Annotated in this window: 21 protein-coding genes and 1 pseudogene; 11 read left to right on the forward strand and 11 right to left on the reverse strand. The window is 74.0% G+C overall.

Annotated features, from left to right (window positions below; translation table 11 throughout):
* Positions 1-36 precede the first annotated feature (36 nt).
* Genes ACZ7FF_RS18830 through hypA form a run of 6 tightly spaced genes read left to right on the forward strand, consistent with a single transcriptional unit; the run spans position 37 to position 3768 of the window.
* On the forward strand, positions 37-1830 hold the full coding sequence (locus ACZ7FF_RS18830; RefSeq protein ID WP_470813337.1) for a nickel-dependent hydrogenase large subunit: 1794 nt from the start codon (positions 37-39) through the stop codon (positions 1828-1830).
* Positions 1823-2389, forward strand: coding sequence for a NifU family protein (locus ACZ7FF_RS18835; RefSeq protein ID WP_470813338.1), 567 nt, complete (start codon positions 1823-1825; stop codon positions 2387-2389). The genes ACZ7FF_RS18830 and ACZ7FF_RS18835 overlap by 8 nt, the downstream gene beginning before the upstream one ends.
* A complete protein-coding gene (locus ACZ7FF_RS18840; protein ID WP_470813339.1) occupies positions 2386-2982 on the forward strand; it encodes a DUF5947 family protein in 597 nt (198 codons plus the stop codon). The genes ACZ7FF_RS18835 and ACZ7FF_RS18840 overlap by 4 nt, the downstream gene beginning before the upstream one ends.
* Before the next feature lie 20 nt (positions 2983-3002).
* Complete coding sequence (locus ACZ7FF_RS18845) at positions 3003-3209, forward strand: hypothetical protein (RefSeq protein ID WP_470813340.1); 207 nt, start codon at positions 3003-3005, stop codon at positions 3207-3209.
* A 21-nt stretch (positions 3210-3230) separates the two neighbouring features.
* Positions 3231-3419 carry a hypothetical protein gene (locus tag ACZ7FF_RS18850; RefSeq protein ID WP_470813397.1) on the forward strand — a complete coding sequence of 63 codons (189 nt, stop codon included), beginning with the start codon at positions 3231-3233 and terminating at the stop codon, positions 3417-3419.
* A 7-nt stretch (positions 3420-3426) separates the two neighbouring features.
* Positions 3427-3768, forward strand: coding sequence for a hydrogenase maturation nickel metallochaperone HypA (gene hypA / locus ACZ7FF_RS18855; protein ID WP_470813341.1), 342 nt, complete (start codon positions 3427-3429; stop codon positions 3766-3768).
* 38 nt (positions 3769-3806) lie between these two features.
* Here the strand turns inward: hypA and hypE are convergent, their stop codons facing one another.
* The 8 genes from hypE to ACZ7FF_RS18895 form a co-directional block, all read right to left on the reverse strand.
* Positions 3807-4886, reverse strand: coding sequence for a hydrogenase expression/formation protein HypE (hypE, locus tag ACZ7FF_RS18860; RefSeq protein WP_470813342.1), 1080 nt, complete (start codon positions 4884-4886; stop codon positions 3807-3809).
* Entirely contained in the window at positions 4879-6021 is a 1143-nt protein-coding gene (hypD, locus tag ACZ7FF_RS18865) for a hydrogenase formation protein HypD (protein ID WP_470813343.1), read from the reverse strand. The genes hypE and hypD overlap by 8 nt, the downstream gene beginning before the upstream one ends.
* Positions 6018-6308 carry a HypC/HybG/HupF family hydrogenase formation chaperone gene (locus ACZ7FF_RS18870; RefSeq protein ID WP_470813344.1) on the reverse strand — a complete coding sequence of 97 codons (291 nt, stop codon included), beginning with the start codon at positions 6306-6308 and terminating at the stop codon, positions 6018-6020. Before ACZ7FF_RS18870 ends, hypD begins: the two co-directional genes overlap by 4 nt.
* 3 nt (positions 6309-6311) lie before the next feature.
* Positions 6312-8657: a carbamoyltransferase HypF gene (gene hypF, locus ACZ7FF_RS18875; protein WP_470813345.1), complete on the reverse strand. Its 2346-nt coding sequence runs from the start codon at positions 8655-8657 to the stop codon at positions 6312-6314.
* Complete coding sequence (gene hypB / locus ACZ7FF_RS18880) at positions 8654-9379, reverse strand: hydrogenase nickel incorporation protein HypB (protein WP_470813346.1); 726 nt, start codon at positions 9377-9379, stop codon at positions 8654-8656. Before hypB ends, hypF begins: the two co-directional genes overlap by 4 nt.
* Before the next feature lie 60 nt (positions 9380-9439).
* Positions 9440-10021 carry a hydrogenase maturation protease gene (locus ACZ7FF_RS18885; RefSeq protein ID WP_470813347.1) on the reverse strand — a complete coding sequence of 194 codons (582 nt, stop codon included), beginning with the start codon at positions 10019-10021 and terminating at the stop codon, positions 9440-9442.
* Entirely contained in the window at positions 10018-11727 is a 1710-nt protein-coding gene (locus tag ACZ7FF_RS18890; protein ID WP_470813348.1) for an enoyl-CoA hydratase-related protein, read from the reverse strand. The genes ACZ7FF_RS18885 and ACZ7FF_RS18890 overlap by 4 nt, the downstream gene beginning before the upstream one ends.
* A gap of 203 nt (positions 11728-11930) precedes the next feature.
* Positions 11931-12458, reverse strand: coding sequence for a hypothetical protein (locus ACZ7FF_RS18895; RefSeq protein ID WP_470813349.1), 528 nt, complete (start codon positions 12456-12458; stop codon positions 11931-11933).
* A gap of 365 nt (positions 12459-12823) precedes the next feature.
* On the opposite strand from ACZ7FF_RS18895, the pseudogene ACZ7FF_RS18900 reads away from it, so the two are divergent.
* Both ACZ7FF_RS18900 and ACZ7FF_RS18905 read left to right on the forward strand, forming a co-directional pair.
* Positions 12824-12979 (forward strand): annotated as a pseudogene (locus ACZ7FF_RS18900) (DUF1360 domain-containing protein); the annotation flags it as partial.
* A gap of 150 nt (positions 12980-13129) precedes the next feature.
* On the forward strand, positions 13130-13558 hold the full coding sequence (locus tag ACZ7FF_RS18905) for a DUF2267 domain-containing protein (RefSeq protein WP_470813398.1): 429 nt from the start codon (positions 13130-13132) through the stop codon (positions 13556-13558).
* Between the two features lie 128 nt (positions 13559-13686).
* On the opposite strand, the gene ACZ7FF_RS18910 is transcribed toward ACZ7FF_RS18905, so the two are convergent.
* Positions 13687-13872 (reverse strand): hypothetical protein, encoded by a 186-nt coding sequence (locus tag ACZ7FF_RS18910; RefSeq protein ID WP_470813350.1) that lies wholly within the window; start codon positions 13870-13872, stop codon positions 13687-13689.
* A 230-nt stretch (positions 13873-14102) separates the two neighbouring features.
* Here ACZ7FF_RS18910 and ACZ7FF_RS18915 point away from each other — a divergent pair, with 230 nt between their 5' ends.
* Together ACZ7FF_RS18915 and ACZ7FF_RS18920 are read left to right on the forward strand one after the other, a co-directional pair.
* Positions 14103-15278 (forward strand): AI-2E family transporter, encoded by a 1176-nt coding sequence (locus ACZ7FF_RS18915; protein WP_470813351.1) that lies wholly within the window; start codon positions 14103-14105, stop codon positions 15276-15278.
* Between the two features lie 264 nt (positions 15279-15542).
* On the forward strand, positions 15543-16637 hold the full coding sequence (locus ACZ7FF_RS18920; protein WP_470813399.1) for an FUSC family protein: 1095 nt from the start codon (positions 15543-15545) through the stop codon (positions 16635-16637).
* 109 nt (positions 16638-16746) lie between these two features.
* Here ACZ7FF_RS18920 and ACZ7FF_RS18925 read toward each other — a convergent pair whose 3' ends face one another.
* Complete coding sequence (locus ACZ7FF_RS18925; RefSeq protein WP_470813352.1) at positions 16747-17322, reverse strand: molybdenum cofactor biosysynthesis protein; 576 nt, start codon at positions 17320-17322, stop codon at positions 16747-16749.
* Between the two features lie 26 nt (positions 17323-17348).
* Positions 17349-17720 carry a hypothetical protein gene (locus ACZ7FF_RS18930; RefSeq protein WP_470813353.1) on the reverse strand — a complete coding sequence of 124 codons (372 nt, stop codon included), beginning with the start codon at positions 17718-17720 and terminating at the stop codon, positions 17349-17351.
* A 460-nt stretch (positions 17721-18180) separates the two neighbouring features.
* Here ACZ7FF_RS18930 and ACZ7FF_RS18935 point away from each other — a divergent pair, with 460 nt between their 5' ends.
* Complete coding sequence (locus ACZ7FF_RS18935) at positions 18181-18669, forward strand: hypothetical protein (RefSeq protein ID WP_470813354.1); 489 nt, start codon at positions 18181-18183, stop codon at positions 18667-18669.
* Positions 18670-18805 lie beyond the last annotated feature (136 nt).

An 18805-nucleotide genomic window follows, 5' to 3' on the forward strand; every position in this document is an offset into this window, starting at 1 on the left:
GCCGCCGGACCCGAACAGCAAGGGGCAGTACCGCAGATGACCACCACCCAATCGCGGACCGCAGGACGCAAACCCGCCCAGATCGTGGACATGTCCTGGGATCCGATCACCCGGATCATCGGCAACCTGGGCATCTACACGAAGATCGACTTCGCCAACCAGGAAGTAGTGGAGTGCCACAGCACCTCGTCGCTGTTCCGCGGCTATTCGGTGTTCATGAAGGGCAAGGACCCGCGGGACGCCGGGTTCATCACCTCGCGGATCTGCGGTATCTGCGGTGACAACCACACCACGTGCTCCAACTACGCCCAGCAGATGGCCTACGGCGTCAAGCCGCCGAAGCTGGCCGAGCACATCACCAACCTGGGCGAGGCGGCGGAGTACATCTTCGACCACACGATCTTCCAGGACAACCTGGTCTTCGTGGACTTCTGCGAGGCGATGGTCAAGGCCACCAACCCCGCTGTACTGGCCCGCGCCGGGCGCACCGACGCGCCCCGCGGGGACGTCCACGGCTACCGCACCATCGCCGAGATCATGAAGGCCTTCAACCCCTTCGAGGGTGAGGTCTACAAGGAGGCGCTGAAGGTCAGCCGCATCACCCGGGAGATGTTCTGCCTGATGGAGGGGCGGCACGTCCACCCCTCCACGCTGTACCCGGGCGGGGTCGGCACGATGCCGCAGCCGAACACCTTCACCGACTACCTGAGCCGGCTGATGCGTGTCATCGACTTCATCAAGAAGGCGGTGGCGATGAACGACGACGTCTTCGACTTCTTCTACGAGGCGCTGCCCGGCTACGAGGAGGTCGGCAAGCGCCGCATCCTGCTGGGCTGCTGGGGCGCCTTCCAGAACCCCGACGTCGTCGACTACCGCTACGAGACGATGAACAACTGGGGCAAGGCGATGTACGTCACCCCGGGCATCATCGTCGACGGGAAGCTGGTCACCAACAACCTGATCGACATCAACCTCGGGCTGCGCATCATGCTGGGCAGCTCCTACTACGAGGACTGGGTGAACGAGGACCCGTTCGTCACCCACGACCCGCTGGGCAACCCCGTGGACATGCGCCACCCGTGGAACCAGACGACGGTGCCGGTGCCGCAGAAGCGCGAGTTCGAGGGCAACTACAGCTGGGTGATGAGCCCGCGCTGGCTCAACCCGCAGACGGACGAGCACCTGGCGCTGGACACCGGCGGCGGCCCCCTGGCCCGGCTGTGGTCGACCGCGCTCAGCGGTCTCGTCGACACGCCGTACGTCAAGTCGTCCGGCGGCGTCATCCGCATCACCCTGCCCAAGGGCGAGAAACTGCCGGAGACGACCCTGGAGTGGCGTCCCCCGAAGTGGAGCAACACCCTCGAACGGGACCGCGCCCGGCCCTACTTCATCGCGTACGCCGCCGCCATGGCCCTGCAGTTCCTGGAGGAGGCCATGGGGATGCTGCAGAGCGGCGACACGAAGGTGTACGAGAACTTCGAGGTGCCGGACGAGTCGATCGGCTGCGGCTTCCACGAGGCGGTGCGCGGTGTCCTCTCCCACCACCTGGTCATCCGCGACAAGAAGATCGCCAACTACCACCCGTACCCGCCGACCCCGTGGAACGCCAGCCCCCGCGACATCTACGGCACCCCGGGGCCGTACGAGGACGCGGTCCAGGGCCAGCCGATCTTCGAGGAGAACGGGCCCGACGACTTCAAGGGCGTCGACATCATGCGCACCGTGCGCAGCTTCGACCCCTGTCTGCCCTGCGGCGTGCACATGTACATGGGCAAGGGCAAGACCCTGACCACGGTGCACTCGCCGACGTACGGAGCCAACCATGGCTGACACGGTGCGGCTCCCGGACCCGGCGGTCGAGGCGCGGCTCGCCCGGCTCGACGAGGTGCTGGCGGGGCTGGAGTCCGCTACCGGCCCGGCCCTGGAGGCGGTGCGGCTGCTGACCGAGGTCTACGGCGAGGCCCTCGCCAGGGTGCTGGACCACACCGACGAGCGGTCGCTGGAGCGGCTCGCCGACGACGAGCTGGTCGGGCATCTGCTGGTCCTGCACGACATCCACCCCGAGACCCCGGAGCGCCGGGCCGCCCGCGCGGTCGAGAAGCTCCGGCCTGCGGTGCGCGAGCGGGGCGGCGACCTGGAGTGGGCCGGCGTCGAGGGGCGGGTGGCACGGGTGCGGCTGACCTCCGGCGGCGGATGCGGTTCCGGCTGCGGCGGCGGCTCCGCGGACATCGCCGAGGCCGTCCGGGCCGCGGTGCTGGCCGCCGCCCCCGAGCTGGCCTCCGTGGAGACGCTCCCGGACACCGACGGCACCGCCACGCGCAAGTCGGCGCCCGCGTTCGTACCGCTGAACACGATCAAGCGCCGGGCCGTGCCGCAGGAGGCGCGGTGACCGTGGACGGAGCACTGGCCCGGGTCATCCGCTCCGCGGCCGACCGGGCGGCCACGGCCGACGTCGAGATCTGCGAGCTGTGCGCCGCCCGCGTCGCCGAGGAACACCCCCATCTGTACGACACCGGCGCCGCCGAGGTGCGGTGCGTGTGCGGCCCCTGCTCGGTGCTGTTCGCCGACGACGGGTCCGGCGAGGGCCGCTACCGGCTCGTGCCCCGGCGCCGGTCGCGGCTGGCACCGGTGGACACGGCGGTGCTGGGCGTGCCGGTGGGGCTGGTGTTCTTCGTGCCGCGCTCCGACGGGACGGTCGAGGCCCAGGGGCCGAGCCCGGCCGGGGCCATGCGCTGGGAGGTGGACCCGGCGGCCTGGCAGCGGCTGGCCGCCACGGTTCCCCCACTCGCCGCCATGGCACCCGACGTGGAGGCGCTGCTGGTGAACACCGTGCGCGGCCTCGACGAGCACTGGATCGTGCCGGTCGACGACTGCTACCGGATGATCGCCGTCGTCCGCCGCGAGTGGCGGGGCCTCTCCGGTGGCGGCCGGGTCTGGCCGGCCGTAGAACAGTTCTTCAGGGGGCTGACCGAGCGGTCGTGAGACCCGGAAGGAGAACCGACATGGGCAGCATCCGAGTGGGCCGCGCCCAGGCGAAGCCCGACACGCCCAGCCATGTGCCCGGACTGCACCAGGGCAACAGGGGTCCGTACAAGCACCAGACCGGACACCACAAGGACGGCAGCTCCGACGCGCGCCGATCCACCGGTGTCCAGTGGAAGCGGCACGACGCGCTGATCAAGGACATGCCGAACATCTCGCCGGGATGAGGGAGCGGAAAAGTGACCGTCATGAACATGGGCACGAGACGAAGGACCGCCCGGACCGGAATGTCGGGGCGTCAGCTGCTGGCGGCCCAGGCCGCGGTGGTGGGCAGCGTGGTCGTGGCCCTCTTCGTCAAGGAACTCCCGGGAATCCTCCGCGAGTTGCGCATCTACCGGATGACCGGCGGGCTGCGCGCCAACCGCCGCTATCCCTGAGCCGGCCGTGCACGAACTGTCGATCGCGACCGCGATCGTGGAGCAGGCCGCGGAGATCGCCCGCGCGGACGGTTCGGACCGTGTGTCGTCCGTGACCGTCCGCGTCGGTGAGCTGGCCGGAGTCGTGCCGGACGCTCTCCACTTCGCCTTCGAGGTGGCCCGCGACGGCACGGCGCTCTCCGGCGCGCGGCTCGTCGTGGAACCGGTGACCGCGCGGGCCTGGTGCGGGGGGTGTGCCGAGGAGTTCGCCGTCGGCATGCCGCCGTTCTTCTGGTGCCCGGGCTGTGACCTGCCCTCGCAGGATCTGCGCAGCGGACGGGAACTGGAGATCACCGGCGTCGAAGCATGAGCTCCGGCCCCGCTGCCTGCAGCGGGGCCGGAGGCCGGTCAGCAGATGCGGGGCAGCTGCTCCCCGAGCGGCAGGTCCACGACCCGGGTGCCGCCGAGGCCGGTGGCGACGACGACCATCCCTGGGTGGTCCTCGACGCACTCGCCGATGACCGCAGCGCCGACGCCCTGCGGATGCGCGTGCATCGCCGCAAGGACCGCCTCGGCGTGCTGCGGGGGCACGAAGGCGACGAGCCTGCCCTCGTTGGCTACGTACAGCGGGTCGAGACCGAGGAAACCGCAGGCGTTCGCCACCTCGTCCGGGACGGGGACGGCCCGCTCGCGCAGCCGCACCCCGGTGCCGGAGGCGCGGGCGATCTCGTTCAGGGACGTGCCTAGGCCGCCCCGGGTGGGGTCGCGCAGCACATGGACGTCCTTGGTGACATCCAGCATGGCCGCGACCAGGCCGGCCAGCGGCGCGGTGTCGGAGGCCAGCTCGACCCCGAACTCCAGGCCCTCGCGCACGCTCATGATGGCCACGCCGTGCAGCCCGATGGGGCCGCTGACGATGACGGCGTCACCCGGCCGGGCGCGCTGCGGGCGGATGTCGACCCCCTCGGGGACGAGGCCGATACCGGCGGTGGTGACGTAGACGCCGTCGCCGTGCCCGGACTCGACCACCTTGGTGTCCCCGGTGGCCACGGTGACGCCCGCGGCCTCGGCCGCCGCGCCGATCGCGTACGCGATCCGCCCGACGTCGGCGAGCCGCACCCCCTCCTCCAGGATGAAGGCCGTGGAGAGGTAGGCGGGCCGGGCGCCGCTCATCGCCAGGTCGTTGACGGTGCCGTTGACGGCGAGGTCGCCGAGGCAGCCGCCGGGGAAGAACAGCGGGCGTACGACGTAGGAGTCGGTGGAGAACGCGATCCGGGCGCCCCCCATGCCGACGACGGCCGAGTCGGTCATCGCGGCCAGGGTGGGGTTGCCGTAGGCGGGGGCGAAGACCTGGTCGATCAGCTCGGCGGACAGGGCGCCGCCCCCGCCGTGGCCCATGACCACGACGGGCTGGTCGCGCAGCGGGGCCGGGCAGGTCCAGTTCGCGGGGTCGACGGCCGCCGCTTCGGTGGGAGCGAGGTCAGCCAACGGTGTTCATCTCCTCCTGCGGGATGCGGGATCCCTGGGGTGCCGGGGCGTTCATACGGCGGTACAGGTAGTAGGCGGCGCAGGCACCCTCGTTGGAGACCATGGTGGCTCCGAGCGGGGTGCGCGGGGTGCAGGCCTTGCCGAACGCCTCGCACTCGGTCGGCTTGATCAGGCCCTGGAGGACCTCGCCGGCCCGGCACACGGCGGGCTCCTCGGTGCGGATGCCGGAGACGTCGAAGCGGTGCTCCGCGTCGAACGCGCGGAAGGCGTCGCTGAGCCGCCAGCCGCTGTCCGGGATGCGGCCGATGCCGCGCCAGTTGCGGTCGGCGACCTCGAAGACCTCCTCGATCATGCGCAGGGCGGCCGGGTTGCCCTGGTCGCGCACGGCCCGCGGGTAGGCGTTCTCGATCCGGTGCTCGCCGCGCTCCAGCTGATGGACGGCGCGCCGGATGCCCTCGAGGATGTCGAGCGGCTCGAAGCCGGTGACGACGATCGGCACCCGGTGCCGGTCGGCCAGGTCCGGGTACTCGGCGGTGCCCATCACGCTGCACACGTGCCCGGCGGCGAGGAAGCCCTGCACCCGGCAGCTGGGGGCGGTCATGATCGCCTCGATGGCCGGGGGGACCCGGACGTGGGACACCAGCAGGCTGAAGTTGTCGATGCCCAGGCGGCGGGCCTGGTGCACGGTCATGGCGTTGGCGGGGGCGGTCGTCTCGAAGCCGATGGCGAAGAACACGACCTGCCGGCCGGGGTTCTTCCGGGCCAGGTCGAGCGCGTCCATCGGCGAGTACACCACCCGGACGTCACCGCCCTCGCCCTTGACCCGGAACAGGTCCCGGTCGGTGCCGGGCACACGCAGCATGTCCCCGAAGGAGCAGAAGATCACCTCGGGACGGGCGGCGATCTCCAGGGCCTTGTCGATGACCTCCAGCGGTGTGACGCACACCGGGCAGCCGGGGCCGTGAATCAACTCCACCTGCTCGGGCAGCAGTTGGTCGATCCCGTGCCGGATGATGGAGTGCGTCTGGCCGCCGCAGACCTCCATCAGGGCCCACGGCCGGGTGGCCGTGGCCCGGATCTCGTCCAGCAGCCGGCGTGCCAGCTCGGGGTCGTTGAACTCGTCGATGTACTTCACCGGATCTCACTCCCGCTCTCCTGCCGCGCGGCCTGTTCCCACGCGTCCCCGAACTCCTCCTCCAGCAGCCCCAGTTGCTCGAACAGCTCCAGGGACGCCCGGGCCGACTCCTCGTCCAGCCGCTGCAGCGCGAAGCCGACGTGGACGATCACGTACTCACCGACCCGCACATCGGGCAGGTACTCCAGGCAGGCCTGTTTCTGTACGCCGCCGAAGTCGATCAGTCCGGTGAGGGGGTCGGCGCGGTGGTCGATGGACACGACCTTGCCGGGCACAGCCAGACACATGGGTCACTCCGTCTCGTGGTGGGTTGCGGTTCCCGCGACCACGAGCTGGCCGAGCGCCAGTCCGCCGTCGTTCGGGGGCACTTCGCCGTGCCGCAGGATCGTGAAGCCGTCGGTGCCGAGCAGCCGCGCGCACTCCTGCTCCAGCAGGGCGTTGGCGAAGACCCCGCCGGTCAGGGCGACCGTACTCAGGCCGGTCGCCGTCCGGGCCCGGCGGCAGATCTCCGTGACGGCCCGGGCCACGCCCCGGTGGAAGCGGACCGCGAGCACCGGGGCGGGGGTGCGCCGCCGCAGGTCCGCGAGCAGGGCCTTGAACATCGGGGTGGGGGTGCAGGCGAGGACGTCCCCGCCGGTGAGGCCGAAGGGGTACGCCTCCGCGTCGGCGTCCCGGGCCTGGGTCCCCGCCGCCTCCAGCTCCAGGGCCGCCTGGGCCTCGTAGCCGGCGCGGTGGCACACGCCCACAAGGGAGGCGACGGCGTCGAAGAGGCGGCCCATGCTGGACGTCGGCACGCAGGCCACCTGCTTGTCCAACTGCTGTCGCAGCACGGCGAGTTCGGATGTCGAGCAGGCGGCGACGCTGGGCAGTTCCGGGTCCCACGGCAGCCCGGCGGCCCACAGCCGGGCCAGGGCCAGCCGGCAGGGGTTGGCCACGCCGGCGTCGCCGCCGGGCAGCGGGGCGGGGGCGAGGTGGGCGAAGCGGCGGTAGCCGGTGTAGTCGGCGAGCAGGATCTCGCCGCCCCACACCGTGCCGTCGTCGCCGTACCCGGTGCCGTCGAAGGCGATCCCGATGACCGGGGTGGTGCCGTCGAGGCCGTGTTCGGCCATGGCTGAGGCGATGTGGGCGTGGTGGTGCTGGACCAGCCGCACGGGGAGCCGCCCGGCACGCCGGCGGGCCCAGGCGGTCGAGTGGTAGCCCGGGTGCCGGTCCGCCGCCACCAGGCCCGGGGTGACGCCGGTGAGCCGGGTGAGGTGCAGCTCGGCCCGGCGGGCCGCTTCGAGCGTCGCCAGGTCGCCCATGTCACCGATGTGCGGTCCCAGCCATGCCTGGTCGCCCTCGCCGAGGCACAGCACGTTCTTCAGGTCGCCGCCGACCGCGAGGGTGGGCGGGACCGGGACCGGCAGGCGCAGCGGGCGGGGTGCGTGTCCGCGGGAGCGGCGCAGCACCTGTTCGGTGCCGTCGGGGCGCACCCGCACCAGGGAGTCGTCGCAGGGGGAGGCGATGGGCCGGTCGTGGGCGAGCCAGGCGTCGGCGAGGCCGGCGAGCCGGGTCAGCGCCTCGACGTCGTCGGTGACGATGGGTTCCCCGGACCGGTTGCCGCTGGTCATGACCAGCGCGCGGGGGCCGGGCGGATCGCCGGGCAGCCCGAACAGGAGGGTGTGCACGGGGGTGTAGGGCAGCATCACACCGACGTGCGGGCTGCCGGGGCAGACCTGGTCGGCCAGCCGGGGGCCGTCCGCCGGTGTGCGGCGGCGCAGCAGGACGATGGGGCGGCGGGCGCCGGTGAGGGCGGCCCGTTCGGCGTCGGAGAGGACCGCGATGCGCTCCGCGGTGGCCAGGTCGGCGCACATCACCGCGAAGGCCTTGCCACCCCGTTCCTTGCGGTCGCGCAGGGCGGCGACGGCCTGCGCGTCCGTGGCGTCGCAGGCCAGGTGGTAGCCGCCGACCCCCTTGACGGCGACGATCCGCCCGGCGGCGAGCAGCTCCCGCGCGGCGGCGAGGGCGTCCGCGTCCCGGGCCGGGCGGATCCCGAGGCCGTCGGCGGCGGTCAGGGTCAGCCGGGGTCCGCAGTCCGGGCAGGCGACGGGCTGGGCGTGGAAGCGCCGGTCGGCCGGATCGCCGTACTCCCGGGCGCAGGCCGGGCACATCGGGAAGCCCGCCATGGTGGTCGCCGCGCGGTCGTACGGCATGCCGGTGGCGATGGTGAAGCGGGGGCCGCAGTGGGTGCAGGTGATGAACGGGTGGCGGTGGCGGCGGTCGGCCGGATCGGCCAGCTCGCGCAGGCAGTCGGCGCAGGTCGCGGTGTCGGGCGGCAGCTGGGTGCGGCCGGTGGCCCGGTCGGTGGAACGGATGGCGAAGGGCCCGGCGTCGCCGGTGGCGGGCAGGTCCTGCCCCGCGATGTCCGTCACCGTGGCCAGGGGCGGTGGGCGGTGGGCCAGCAGGTCGCAGAAGCGGTCCACCCCGTCCGGCGGGCCCTCGACCTCGATGAGCACGCCGTCCCCGGTATTGCCGACGAACCCGGTCAGGGCGAGTTCGGCGGCCAGGCGGTGCACGTACGGCCGGAACCCGACGCCCTGCACGGTCCCGCGCACGGTGAGCCGGCGCCGGACCACCCCGGTGGCCGGCGCGGTCATGCGACCGGCGCCGACGGGCTGTGGTGGTGGCCGTGCGGGTGCGGGGCGAGCGGGGGCCGGTGCGCGGGGGCGCCGTCGAGGGTGGCGAGGGCCCGGTCGAGGAGGGTGCCGACGCCGTCCCCGGTGCGGGCGCAGGACCGTACGATCTCCACGCCCGGGTTGACCCGGTGGACGTTCTCCCGGAAGGCGGCCTCGTCGAAACCGGCCGCCCCGGCGAGGTCGGTCTTGGTGATGACGACCAGGTGGGCGGAGCCGAAGGCGGTCGGGTACTTCAGCGGCTTGTCCTCGCCCTCGGTGACCGCCATCAGCACGATCCTCAGGGTCTCGCCGAGGTCGTAGGAGGCCGGGCAGACGAGGTTGCCGACGTTCTCCACGAAGAGCACGGAGGTGTCCGCCGGCAGCCAGCCCGCCAGCCGGGCGCGTACCTGGCCGGCCTCCAGGTGGCACAGCCCGTCGGTGAGCAGCTGCTGCACGGGCGCGCCGGACCGGGCGAGGCGGACGGCGTCGTTCTCGGTGGCGAGGTCGGCTGTGAGGGCGGCCACCGGCACGCCCCGCTCGACCGCGGCGGCCAGTACGCGGCCGAGGAGTTCGGTCTTGCCGCTGCCCGGGCTGGACAGCAGGTTGACCACGGTCACGCCCTGCCGGGCCAGGTCCTCGCGCAGGCTGGCGGCAAGGTCGTCGTTCTTCGCCAGGACGGCCTGTCTGACGTCGGACCGGCACATGGGCGCTGCTCCTCGGATTCGGCGGCGGGGCCCGGGCCGCGTCCCGCGCGGCCCGGGGTGTCACCGATCTTCGGCGGTGCGGGCCCCGTGGGCGGGCAGCGCAGCCGCGTGCGGGGGCCCGGATTCCACCGGGCGGCCCAATGACGGTGCGGGTGCGTGCGGATCGGCCAGCAGGACGGGGACCAGCGTGTGCAGCGCGTCCACGGCATGGTCGACGGCCGCCCGCACGGGTGCGCTGAGTCCCGGCAGGATGTCCTCGCCGCCGCCGGGCAGCACCTCCGGCTCGCAGGCCAGGACGAGCACCCGGGGCAGCGGCTCGTCGCCCAGGTGGGTGGCCAGGGCCAGCACCTTCGCGGGGTCCATCCCGTGTGCCTCGGGCGGCACGGTGCCGTCCGGGGGTTCGGCCTCGATCAGGGAGAGGGTGCCGGGGCGGTGGCCGCGCCGGGCCGCGTCGACCAGGACGGCGGTGACGCAGCCGCCGAGCAGGGCGTAGGCGAGATCCAGGCCGCGGATGCCGAAGTCGTGCACCCGCGCTCCGGGCGGCAGGGGCCTCTGGTCGAGGGCACGGATCACCTCGGGGCCGAAGGCGTCGTCCGCGAGGAAGATGTTGCCCACGCCCGCGACCAGCAGCGGCGCCGTCATCGGACCTCCCCGGCGGGCGCGGCGAGGGGCCGGGGCGAGCCCGTCGGCACCTTGCGGACGAAGGCCGAGCGCAGGGCGTGGTAGGGCGCCGCGGGGTCGAAGAAGATAGCGTGCATCCGGGCGAGTTCGGCCCGCCGGTACTCGGCGAGGGGCCGCTCCCGTTCGTCCGCCGCGTGTGCGGCCGCCTTGGCGGCGATCCGCAGGTCCAGGTCGGGGGCGGCGGCGAGGCCCGTCGCGAGCCGCTCCACCTCGACCGCGAAGTGCCCGGGCGCGGCGGTCACGAGCCGGTCCACGAGCCCGAGCCGCTCGGCGGCCGCGGCGCTCAGGGGCAGCGCCTCGGCGGTCAGCCGGTGGGCGTGCTCCGGCCCCACGCGGCGCGGCAGCGAGTACGTCCAGAACTCCGAGCCGTACAGGCCCATGCGCCGGTAGTGCGGGTTGAGGACGGTGCCGGTGCGGCACCACACCTGGTCGGCGGCGAGGGCGAGCATGACACCGCCGGCGGCCGCGTTGCCGGCGAGCGCCGACACCACCAGCCGGTCGGTGGTGCGCAGGACGGCCTCCACGAGGTCGTCCATGGCGTTGATGTTGCCCCAGGACTCCTCGGCCGGGTCGGGCGCCGCCTCGATGACGTTCAGGTGGATGCCGTTGGAGAAGAAGTCGCGGGCGCCGCCGAGCACCAGGACCCGGGTGGGGCGGGTGAGGGCGTGCTCGTAGGCGGCGAGCAGGCGGCGGCACTGGCCGGTGCTCATCGCGCCGCCCGGGAAGGAGAAGGTCAGCAGGCCGACGTCGCCCTGTTGTCGGTAGCGGATGTCGGTGAACGTGCGCCGCCCGGGCGGCAGTTCGAGGGGCACGGGGGCCTCGGGCAGGGTACGGCCGGGCTCGTGGGCGGCGAGGACCGAGGCGGCGGGGCGGCGGAAGGGCGCCGGGTCGCCGGAGCTCTTGCGCGGGCGGAGTTCGGGGATCCAGACCGCGCCGTCCCGGGTGGCCCGGCAGACGGCACCGGCCCGCTGGGCGAGCAGCTCGCCCGGGCGGCCGCGCAGCACGTCCTCGGGGTGCCCGCCGTGCAGGAACACCTCACGTCCGTGGAGTTCGTCGAGGACACCGGGCTGCGAGTCGGCGCCGCGGAGCTTGCCGAGGACGGTCTCGGTGTCGTCGTGCTCCCAGTCGATGCGGCGCCGCTCCTGGCGGAAGAAGTCCCGCCAGACGACACCGATCGACGGGTCGCTCTGCGGGCGGGGCTTGTACGAGCCCTCGGCGTGGCGTCGTACGGCCGCGAGGACGGCGGTCACGGCGGCGTCGGAGGCCTCGTTGCGGTACAGGTCGCTCTTGCCGACGGGGGGCACGGGAAAGGGTTCCGCCGCCCAGACGGGGCCCGCGTCCATGCCCGCCTCGGCCTGGAGCACGGTGACGCCCCAGCGGGGTGCCTGTTCGGCGATGGCCCAGTCCAGCGAGGAGGGTCCGCGGTCACCGGGCGGACCCGGGTGCACGACGAGGCAGGTGTGCTCCTGCCAGACGTCGTCGGGCAGGGCCGTCCTGAGCATCGGCGCGACGACCAGTTCCGGGCGCAGCTCCTGGACGGCGGCCCGGACGGGGTCCGGGCCCTGCGAGGCGAGGACGACGTCCACGCGGTGGCCCTGGTCCGACAGTTCGGCGTAGAGGCGCTGGGAGAGGCTGTTGAACGCGCTGGCGACGAGCAGAATGTCCATGCCACGGCATATTCGTCCCTGTGCCGGATGCCGTGAAGGACCGCTGCGGCGTTTCTCCCCGCCCGGCCGGGTCTCTTCCTCCATCCGGATCGAGCCGCCCGGATCCTGGAACGCGCCGACCCGGTCCAGGGTGCTGGGCGGGCGCCGCCGGCCGGACGACGTCAGGCGGTCGACCTCATGCGGTCGACGTCAGGCGGACGACGTCAGGCGGCGAGGGCGCTGCCCGGCCTGAGCAGGTCGATGAGCCCGCCCTGGTGGAGTTCGGCCACCGGGGCGAGGAGGTCGGGGTGGCGCAGCAGTGCGGCGGCGCGCCGGTCGCCGTCGTCGGGGGCGAGCAGCCGCCGGAACTCGGCCGGTGCGCCCGAGGAGTGCTCGCCGTCGGCGAGGGCGGCGACGGCGAGCCCGGCCAGCTCCGGATCGGTGAGCAGACCGGCCGCCCAGCTGGCCACGACCTCGTCGACCCAGGTCCGCCAGGCCTGCTCGCCGGCCGGTGCGCCGTCGGCGGGCTCGGCACCCGTGATCCAGTCCAGTCGGCCGGCGCCGCCGGGGCCGGCCATCGCGACGAGGGCCGCGTCGACCTCGGTCGGGTAGCGCAGCCATGCCGCCACCGTCGCGGCCTGCCGGGCCTGCGCCTCGCACAGCGCCGTGGCCAGCGCGCCGCCGGACGCGGGGTAGGCGACCGTCAGCCAGCGCGCCGTCGCGGCTATCAGGGGGGAGAGATCAGTGAGCACAGCCGGGCCGTCCGAGATGCGAAGGGGAAACAGGGGCTCGACGCCACGGTAGCCCGGCGCGGGGCACGGCAGGGAGGGGGTGCGAAACAGGTCATATGTGGCCTGCCCCACGCCACGGCACCACCGGCCCTTGATCACGTGTCGCCCGCACCCCCGGGGAACTCGGTCCCCGCCGCTGGCGGGGCCGGTCACGCGCGGGGCACGGAGGAGGTCCGGGAGGCCCCCTGACGACGGACGCCGCACACTGCGACGACGAGGGCGAGGCGCCCCTCGCCGGCTGAGCCGTCCTGGCCTCCGTGTTCGCGGCGGGCGCCGGCACGTTCGCGACGCTGGCCCGGCGCCGGGGCGTGCGGCTGCCGCAGCAGGTGCCGCCGTGGGACGTCGTACTGCTGGGCGCGGCGACGTACAAGACGTCCAGGCCGCTGACCCGGGACAAGGTCACGAGCTTTCTCCGGGCACCGTTCACGCACCGCACGGGCGAGGGCGAGGCGCGCGAGGTCACGGACGAGCCGCGGGGCAGCGGGGTCCGGCGCTACCGGGTTCACCGGCGCCCCGCCCGACGGCGGGTGCCCGGTCGTGCTGTCCCTGCCGTCATCGGGGGTACTCGGCGGGGGCGGCCGTGTCGGGGTGCCGCGGTGTCGAGTGGGTTCGTGAGGAAGGGGTTCGGCCTCATGCATCACGACGAGATGATCGGGAAGGTGCAGGCACTCGCCCAGCTGCCCGACCGGGGGACCGCCGAGCGGGCCGCGCACGCGGTGGTGAGCACGCTGTCGGAGCGGCTGCCGTCCGGACTCGCCCGCCATGTGGCCGCGCAGCTGCCGCCCGACATGGCGGACGCGATGGTGCGGGCGTGCGACGCGTCCGGCGACTCGGGAACGTCGGCCGAGCGGTTCGGGCTGACCGCCTTCGCGGGACGCATCGCGGACCGTGCGGGCACCGACGAGGACACGGCCCTGCGGGAGGCCGCCGCCGTGATGGAGGTGCTCGACGCCGCCCTCGCCCCCGAGCTGACCGAGCGCATGGCGGGCGCGCTCCCCGCGGACATCCGCCAGCTGCTGCCGGTCGGCCGAGCGACCGACGACACGGGGACGGCGGGCTGAGCGGGAGGGCCGGGCACCGGCCCGGTCGGGCGGATCCGGTGCCGAGGGTTCGACCCGCGGCTCCGGTGTGCCCCGGCGGAGTGGCGCCGGCCCGGGCGCGCCCAAGGCGTCGGAGAAGACGACGCCGGTCAGCGCCGGTGCGTCGCCGGCAGCTCGGCTCCGGGGGTGGGGCGGTGCCCGATCGGCCACACGCGGCGGCGCCGGTGGGCGCGGGCGTGCCGGGACGGCCTCGCCGGGCGCATGACCCATCGGTCCTCGACCTGATCGAGCCCGAACAACAACACGCTGAGCACGGGGAGCAGCAACACCGCCACGGTGATCACTGGAGGTCACCCCCTCCTGGCCGAGGACAGCTCCCGAGTGCCCCCGGCCGTCCGCGTCCACCCGGAATGCCTGTGAAGGTCCTGTGACCACCCGCCCGTCGACCAGGGCCTCCGGGGACCCGCACGCGGGCGCGTTGCGCGAGCCCCTCCTCCGGCTTGCACTTACGGTGCTGTACATGTGACCGGCCGTGACCGGGGTGACGGAGCAGGCGGGAGCTGAGGTGGGCGATGAGCGTCGGCGGGCGGCGGCCGGACCGGGAGGCGGAGGCCGGCCGGGGCGTGCGGTGCTGGGCAGCCGGCCGGCGTACTCGGTACGGCTCTCGGCCTCGCCGCGCCCCGAGCCGCAGGCGCCGGTGACCGAACGGACGGTGCCGTGGCTGCGGATCGCCGCGTCGTACGCCTGGCGGCTGATCCTCGTCGGCATCGTCGTCTACGGCGTCTTCATGGTCCTCGGCAGCTTCCAGCTCATCGCCGTGGCCCTGTTCCTGGCGCTGGTGATCACCTCGGTGCTGCGGCCGCTCACCGATCTCCTCAACCGGGTGCTGCCCAGGCCGCTGTGCGTGGCGATCGTGCTGGTGGGCAGCCTGATGCTGCTGCTGACCCTGCTCGCCCTGGTGGGCAACGCGGTGGCGGGCGAGTCGCCCCGGCTCGCGGGCGAGTTCCGCGGCGGTGTGCACCGTATCGAGCAGTGGCTCCAGCGGCCTCCGTTACGGCTCAGCCCCGGCAGGCTCTCCGCCCTGGAACGCCAGGTGACCAACTACATCGCCGCGCATAGGTCGAACCTGCTCAGCAGCGCCGTCTCCGGCCTGGGCAGGCTGGTCGAGCTGATCACCGGCGGGGCGCTGGCCCTGTTCGCCTCGGTCTTCTTCATCCACTCCGGGGAGCAGCTGTGGGGCTGGATCCGCGACCAGCTGCTGCCCCGCGGCGCGCGCCCGGCCTGGGACCGGGCGGGGCGCGCGGCCTGGCGGAGCTTCGCCGGGTACACGCGCGGCATCATCATCGTGGCCGCCACCAACGCCGTGCTGGTCGGTGTCGCCCTGCTCGTGCTGCGGGTGCCGCTCGCGCTGCCGCTGACGCTGCTGGAGTTCTTCGCCGCGTTCGTGCCGCTCGTGGGATCACCCGTCGCGCTCGCGGTCGCCACGGTCGTGGCGCTCGCCGGGCGGGGCCCGCTCACCGCCATGGCCGTACTGGCGCTGATCGTCGTGATCGGCCAGCTGGAGGGCCATGTGCTGCATCCCCTGGTGATGAGCTGGGCGGTACGCCTGCATCCGCTGGTCGTCGCCGTGTCGGTCCTCGCGGGCAGCATCGTCGCGGGGGTGATCGGCGCGATCGTCGCCGTCCCGCTGATCTCGGTGGTCTGGGCGGTGCTGCGCGCCCTGCGCACGGCGCCGGCCTGACGGTCCGACGCCGGTGGCCGTCGCACGGGCCCGCCGCGGCACCGAATGCCACCCACGGCCGGCCTTCGCCGCCACCCCGGCCCGCGAGCCGCGACGGCGGTCGGGGCGGTGCGCGCTGGCGCGGGTGTACCGGCCACCTGGGCGGTGTGCGAGGTGTGCGTGCGGCCACCTGTGTGCATGGGACGGGGCCGGGGTGGCACCCGGGCCGCTGTGCGTGGGATACGAGGAAGGCTGCCGGCGATCCGGCGCGGCCTGTCGGCGAAGATGAGCGCCGTGCGCCGGGCCTGGTCGGGGCCGGGCCGCGAGCGCGATCTGGCGGTCCAGACCGGGAAGGCGGCGCTGGCCGCGTGGCTGGCCTGGGCGGTGGCGGGCTGGTGGCTGCACGCGCCGGTGGCGTTCGTCGCGCCGTGGGCCGCGGTGGTCCTGGTGGAGTCGACCGTCTACCGGTCGTTCGCGCACGGGCTGCAGCAGCTCGCCGCGATCGCGGCGGGCACGATCGCGGCCACCGCGGCCGGGCTGCTGCTGCACGGCACGGTGACCGCGATGGCGGTGGTGCTGCCCGTCGCGATGCTGCTCGGCCAGTGGCGGCGCCTGGGCAGCCAGGGGATCTACGCGGCCACGGGCGCCCTGTTCGTGCTCACCAACGCTCCCGTCACCGTCGCCACCTCCGCCGCCCGGCTCGCCGAGGCCCTGTTCGGCGCGGTGGTCGGCATCGCCGTCAACGCGTTGGTGCGCCCGCCGCTCTACGTGCACGACACCCGGGCCGTCCTGCGGGACGTGACCGACGAGGCCCACGACATCCTGTGCGCGGTGGCCGACGGGCTGAACGACGGCCGCTGGGACCCCGAGGAGGCCGGCGAGTGGCACGAGCGGGCCCTGCGGCTGCACCGGCTCGTGGACCGGGCCCGCTCGGCGGTGGGCTGGAGCCGGGAGAGCATGCGCGGCAACCTGCGCAGGCGCCGTACCGGAGGGGTGCCGCCGCCGGGCAAGGGGTACGACGACGCGATCGTGGTGCTGGACTACGCGGCCGTGCACACCACGGGCGTGACCCGTACGGTGCTGGAGGCCTCGGCCGAGGAGCGCACGGCACCCCGCCCGCACCCCGAACTCGCCGGAGACTACGCGCGGTTCCTCTGCCAGAGCGCCCACGCGCTGCGGCTCTACAGCCACAGCCGCTTCGGCGACGCCGGCGAGGACGAACTGCGCACGGCGGTGGCGGCCCTGCGCGACACGCTCGACGGACTGCGCCGGGACCTGGCCCGCTCCACCACGGACGACCCCGACGAGGTCGCCACCTACGGCGCGCTCCTGACCCAGGCCAACCGCCTGGCCCGCCAGCTGCTGGTCTCGGGCACGTGACCGCGTGCGGCGACCGGCGCCCGCAGCACGGCCGCGGCGGCCCGGCTCACGTGCCGGCCCTGGGCGCGCGCCGGCTCCGTGCGCACGAGCCGGGCACGTCACGGCGCGGTCAGTTCTCGCGTTGCCGCAATTCCGCGCCGGTGGCGCCGCCGTGCCGGGCGCGGGCCGGACGGGGCGGAGGTGGCCGCAGTACGCCCAACTCGGCCGGGCCGACGGTGAGGATGCCGTCGGTCAGGGGCCGGCAGCGGACTCCCCCGCCGCCGCGCAGGGCGCGCTGGGCGCCCGGACCGAGGGTGGTGTCCATCCAGGCGCAGGGCCGGGCCGCGCTGCGCACCTCCAGCTCCACCGGTCCGGAGCCGCAGTCGAGGAAGACGATCGCGCCGATGTGGGCGTCGATGTCGATCCCGCGCAGCAGGACGTTGCGGCGGGTCCGGAGCAGGTCCGCCTCGTGCGGTTCGTGCCGCGGCCCCGGCCGTGGGAGCCGTTCGGCGGCCATGAGGGTGATCGACGCGTCACGGTGGGCGGGCCGGTTGAAGTAGCGGTCGCCGACGATGCCCAGTCCCGCGCGCACCTCGGCGGTCGTCACCAGCTCGTCCGGCGGCAGCTCCGGCAGGCCGTCGCCGGGCCGGCCCGAGAGCCGGTGCACCGGAGACACCAGCAGCTGAAGGATGTCGACATGGGGCACACACCGAGCCTAACCAGCGCTCCGGGTCAGCCCGCCGCGCTCCTGCCGGCTTCCGCGCTCCGCACGAGGAGCCGCCCGCTCGCCCCGGCCACCAGGAGTCCGGCCACCATGCCGATCAGGCCGAGCCCGGGCCCGGACGACCAGTCGACGTGCGGGGCGCGGGCGGCGAGGACGACGGTCATGGCGACGGCCGTGCCGGGCAGGGACAGCAGTGCGGGGCGGATGCGGTCGAGGTCGTCCTCGGTGAGGGAGCCGAGGACGCCCACGCCGAGGGCGAGCGCCCAGACGCCGAGGGCCTGCGCGTCGACGCGGTCGGTGTGACAGGGACCGAAGTCGGCCCAGAATCCGGGGCGGACGAGCAGGCCGGTGCCGATGCCCAGCCAGGAGGAGCCGGGCACGCCGAGGGGCGGCTTCGACCAGGCGGGCAGCGGGGCGGTGCGCGGTGCGGCCGGCTTGCCTCATACGACCGGTATCGGCTTCAGTGGGCCCACTACCTGCGCCGCCGAGCCGCCGAGGTCGGCGACGATCATGGGCTGATCCGCCTGGTCCGGATGCGGGAGGAGACTGGTGACCGCTCGGGGGCGGATGCCCTCGCGCGGCAGGCCGCGGACGCCGGCGACGCCTTCGCCCTGAGGGAACCAGCCCGCATGCGGGAGGCGGCGGGGGTCCGCTCGGGGCGCCGAGACCCTCTACCTCAAGGCCGCCGACTCCGCTCTTTTCCAGATAGAACCGGTAGAACTCGATCTTCATCTGCTCCAGGGTCTGCCCCTGCAGGGCCAGCTCGTGGGTCTGTGCCTGCCGCTGCATGGCCAGCTCGTGCTGCTCCCGCAGGAGAGCTGACTCGAACTCCACCCTCTGGTGCTCGATGGCCTGGAGCCGGCGCTGGTGGTCGATGTTCTCCTGGTCGCGCCGCAGCCGCAGTGTCCAGGTCGCCCGCAGTCCCGCGGCCGCCCCGAGCGGCTCCCACGTGGTGCCCTCCTGCAGCAGCGTGCGCTCGGCGTCGGCGCTGGCGGCGATGGCGAAGCGCCGGGTCACCCGCCGGGCCGCACGCTGCAGCTCGCCGAGCAGCAGCGCCTGCACGTCCCGGTGTCCGCCGGCCACGAACCGGGCCGGGTCGAGACATTGCCAGGACAGGTCGACCGCGGCTGTGAACTCGCACGCGTCGTTGTCGCTGGGCAGGGCCAGCTCGGCCGAGAACGAGTGCACGCCCATGTCCACCTCGTACACGGCCGTGTACCGCTGCATCGCCATCTCGACGCGCGTGGGCCGCCGACCCGGCAGATACGTGTCGTAGCCTCCGCTCGGGGTCACGAACACCAGCGCGTGATCGATGCGGACGGCTTGTGACCTGGTCAAATCGGCGCGTGACAGCCGACGTACGGTAAGGACCGGATCCACCAGCGCGTACCGGTCGGCCGGCGGCTTCCGCTCGGGGTGGCGGTCTCCGGTGTCAGGCATGTCTGTGCGCTTTCCGCTCGGCAGC

The organism is Streptomyces sp. NPDC037126 (genome assembly GCF_055605965.1).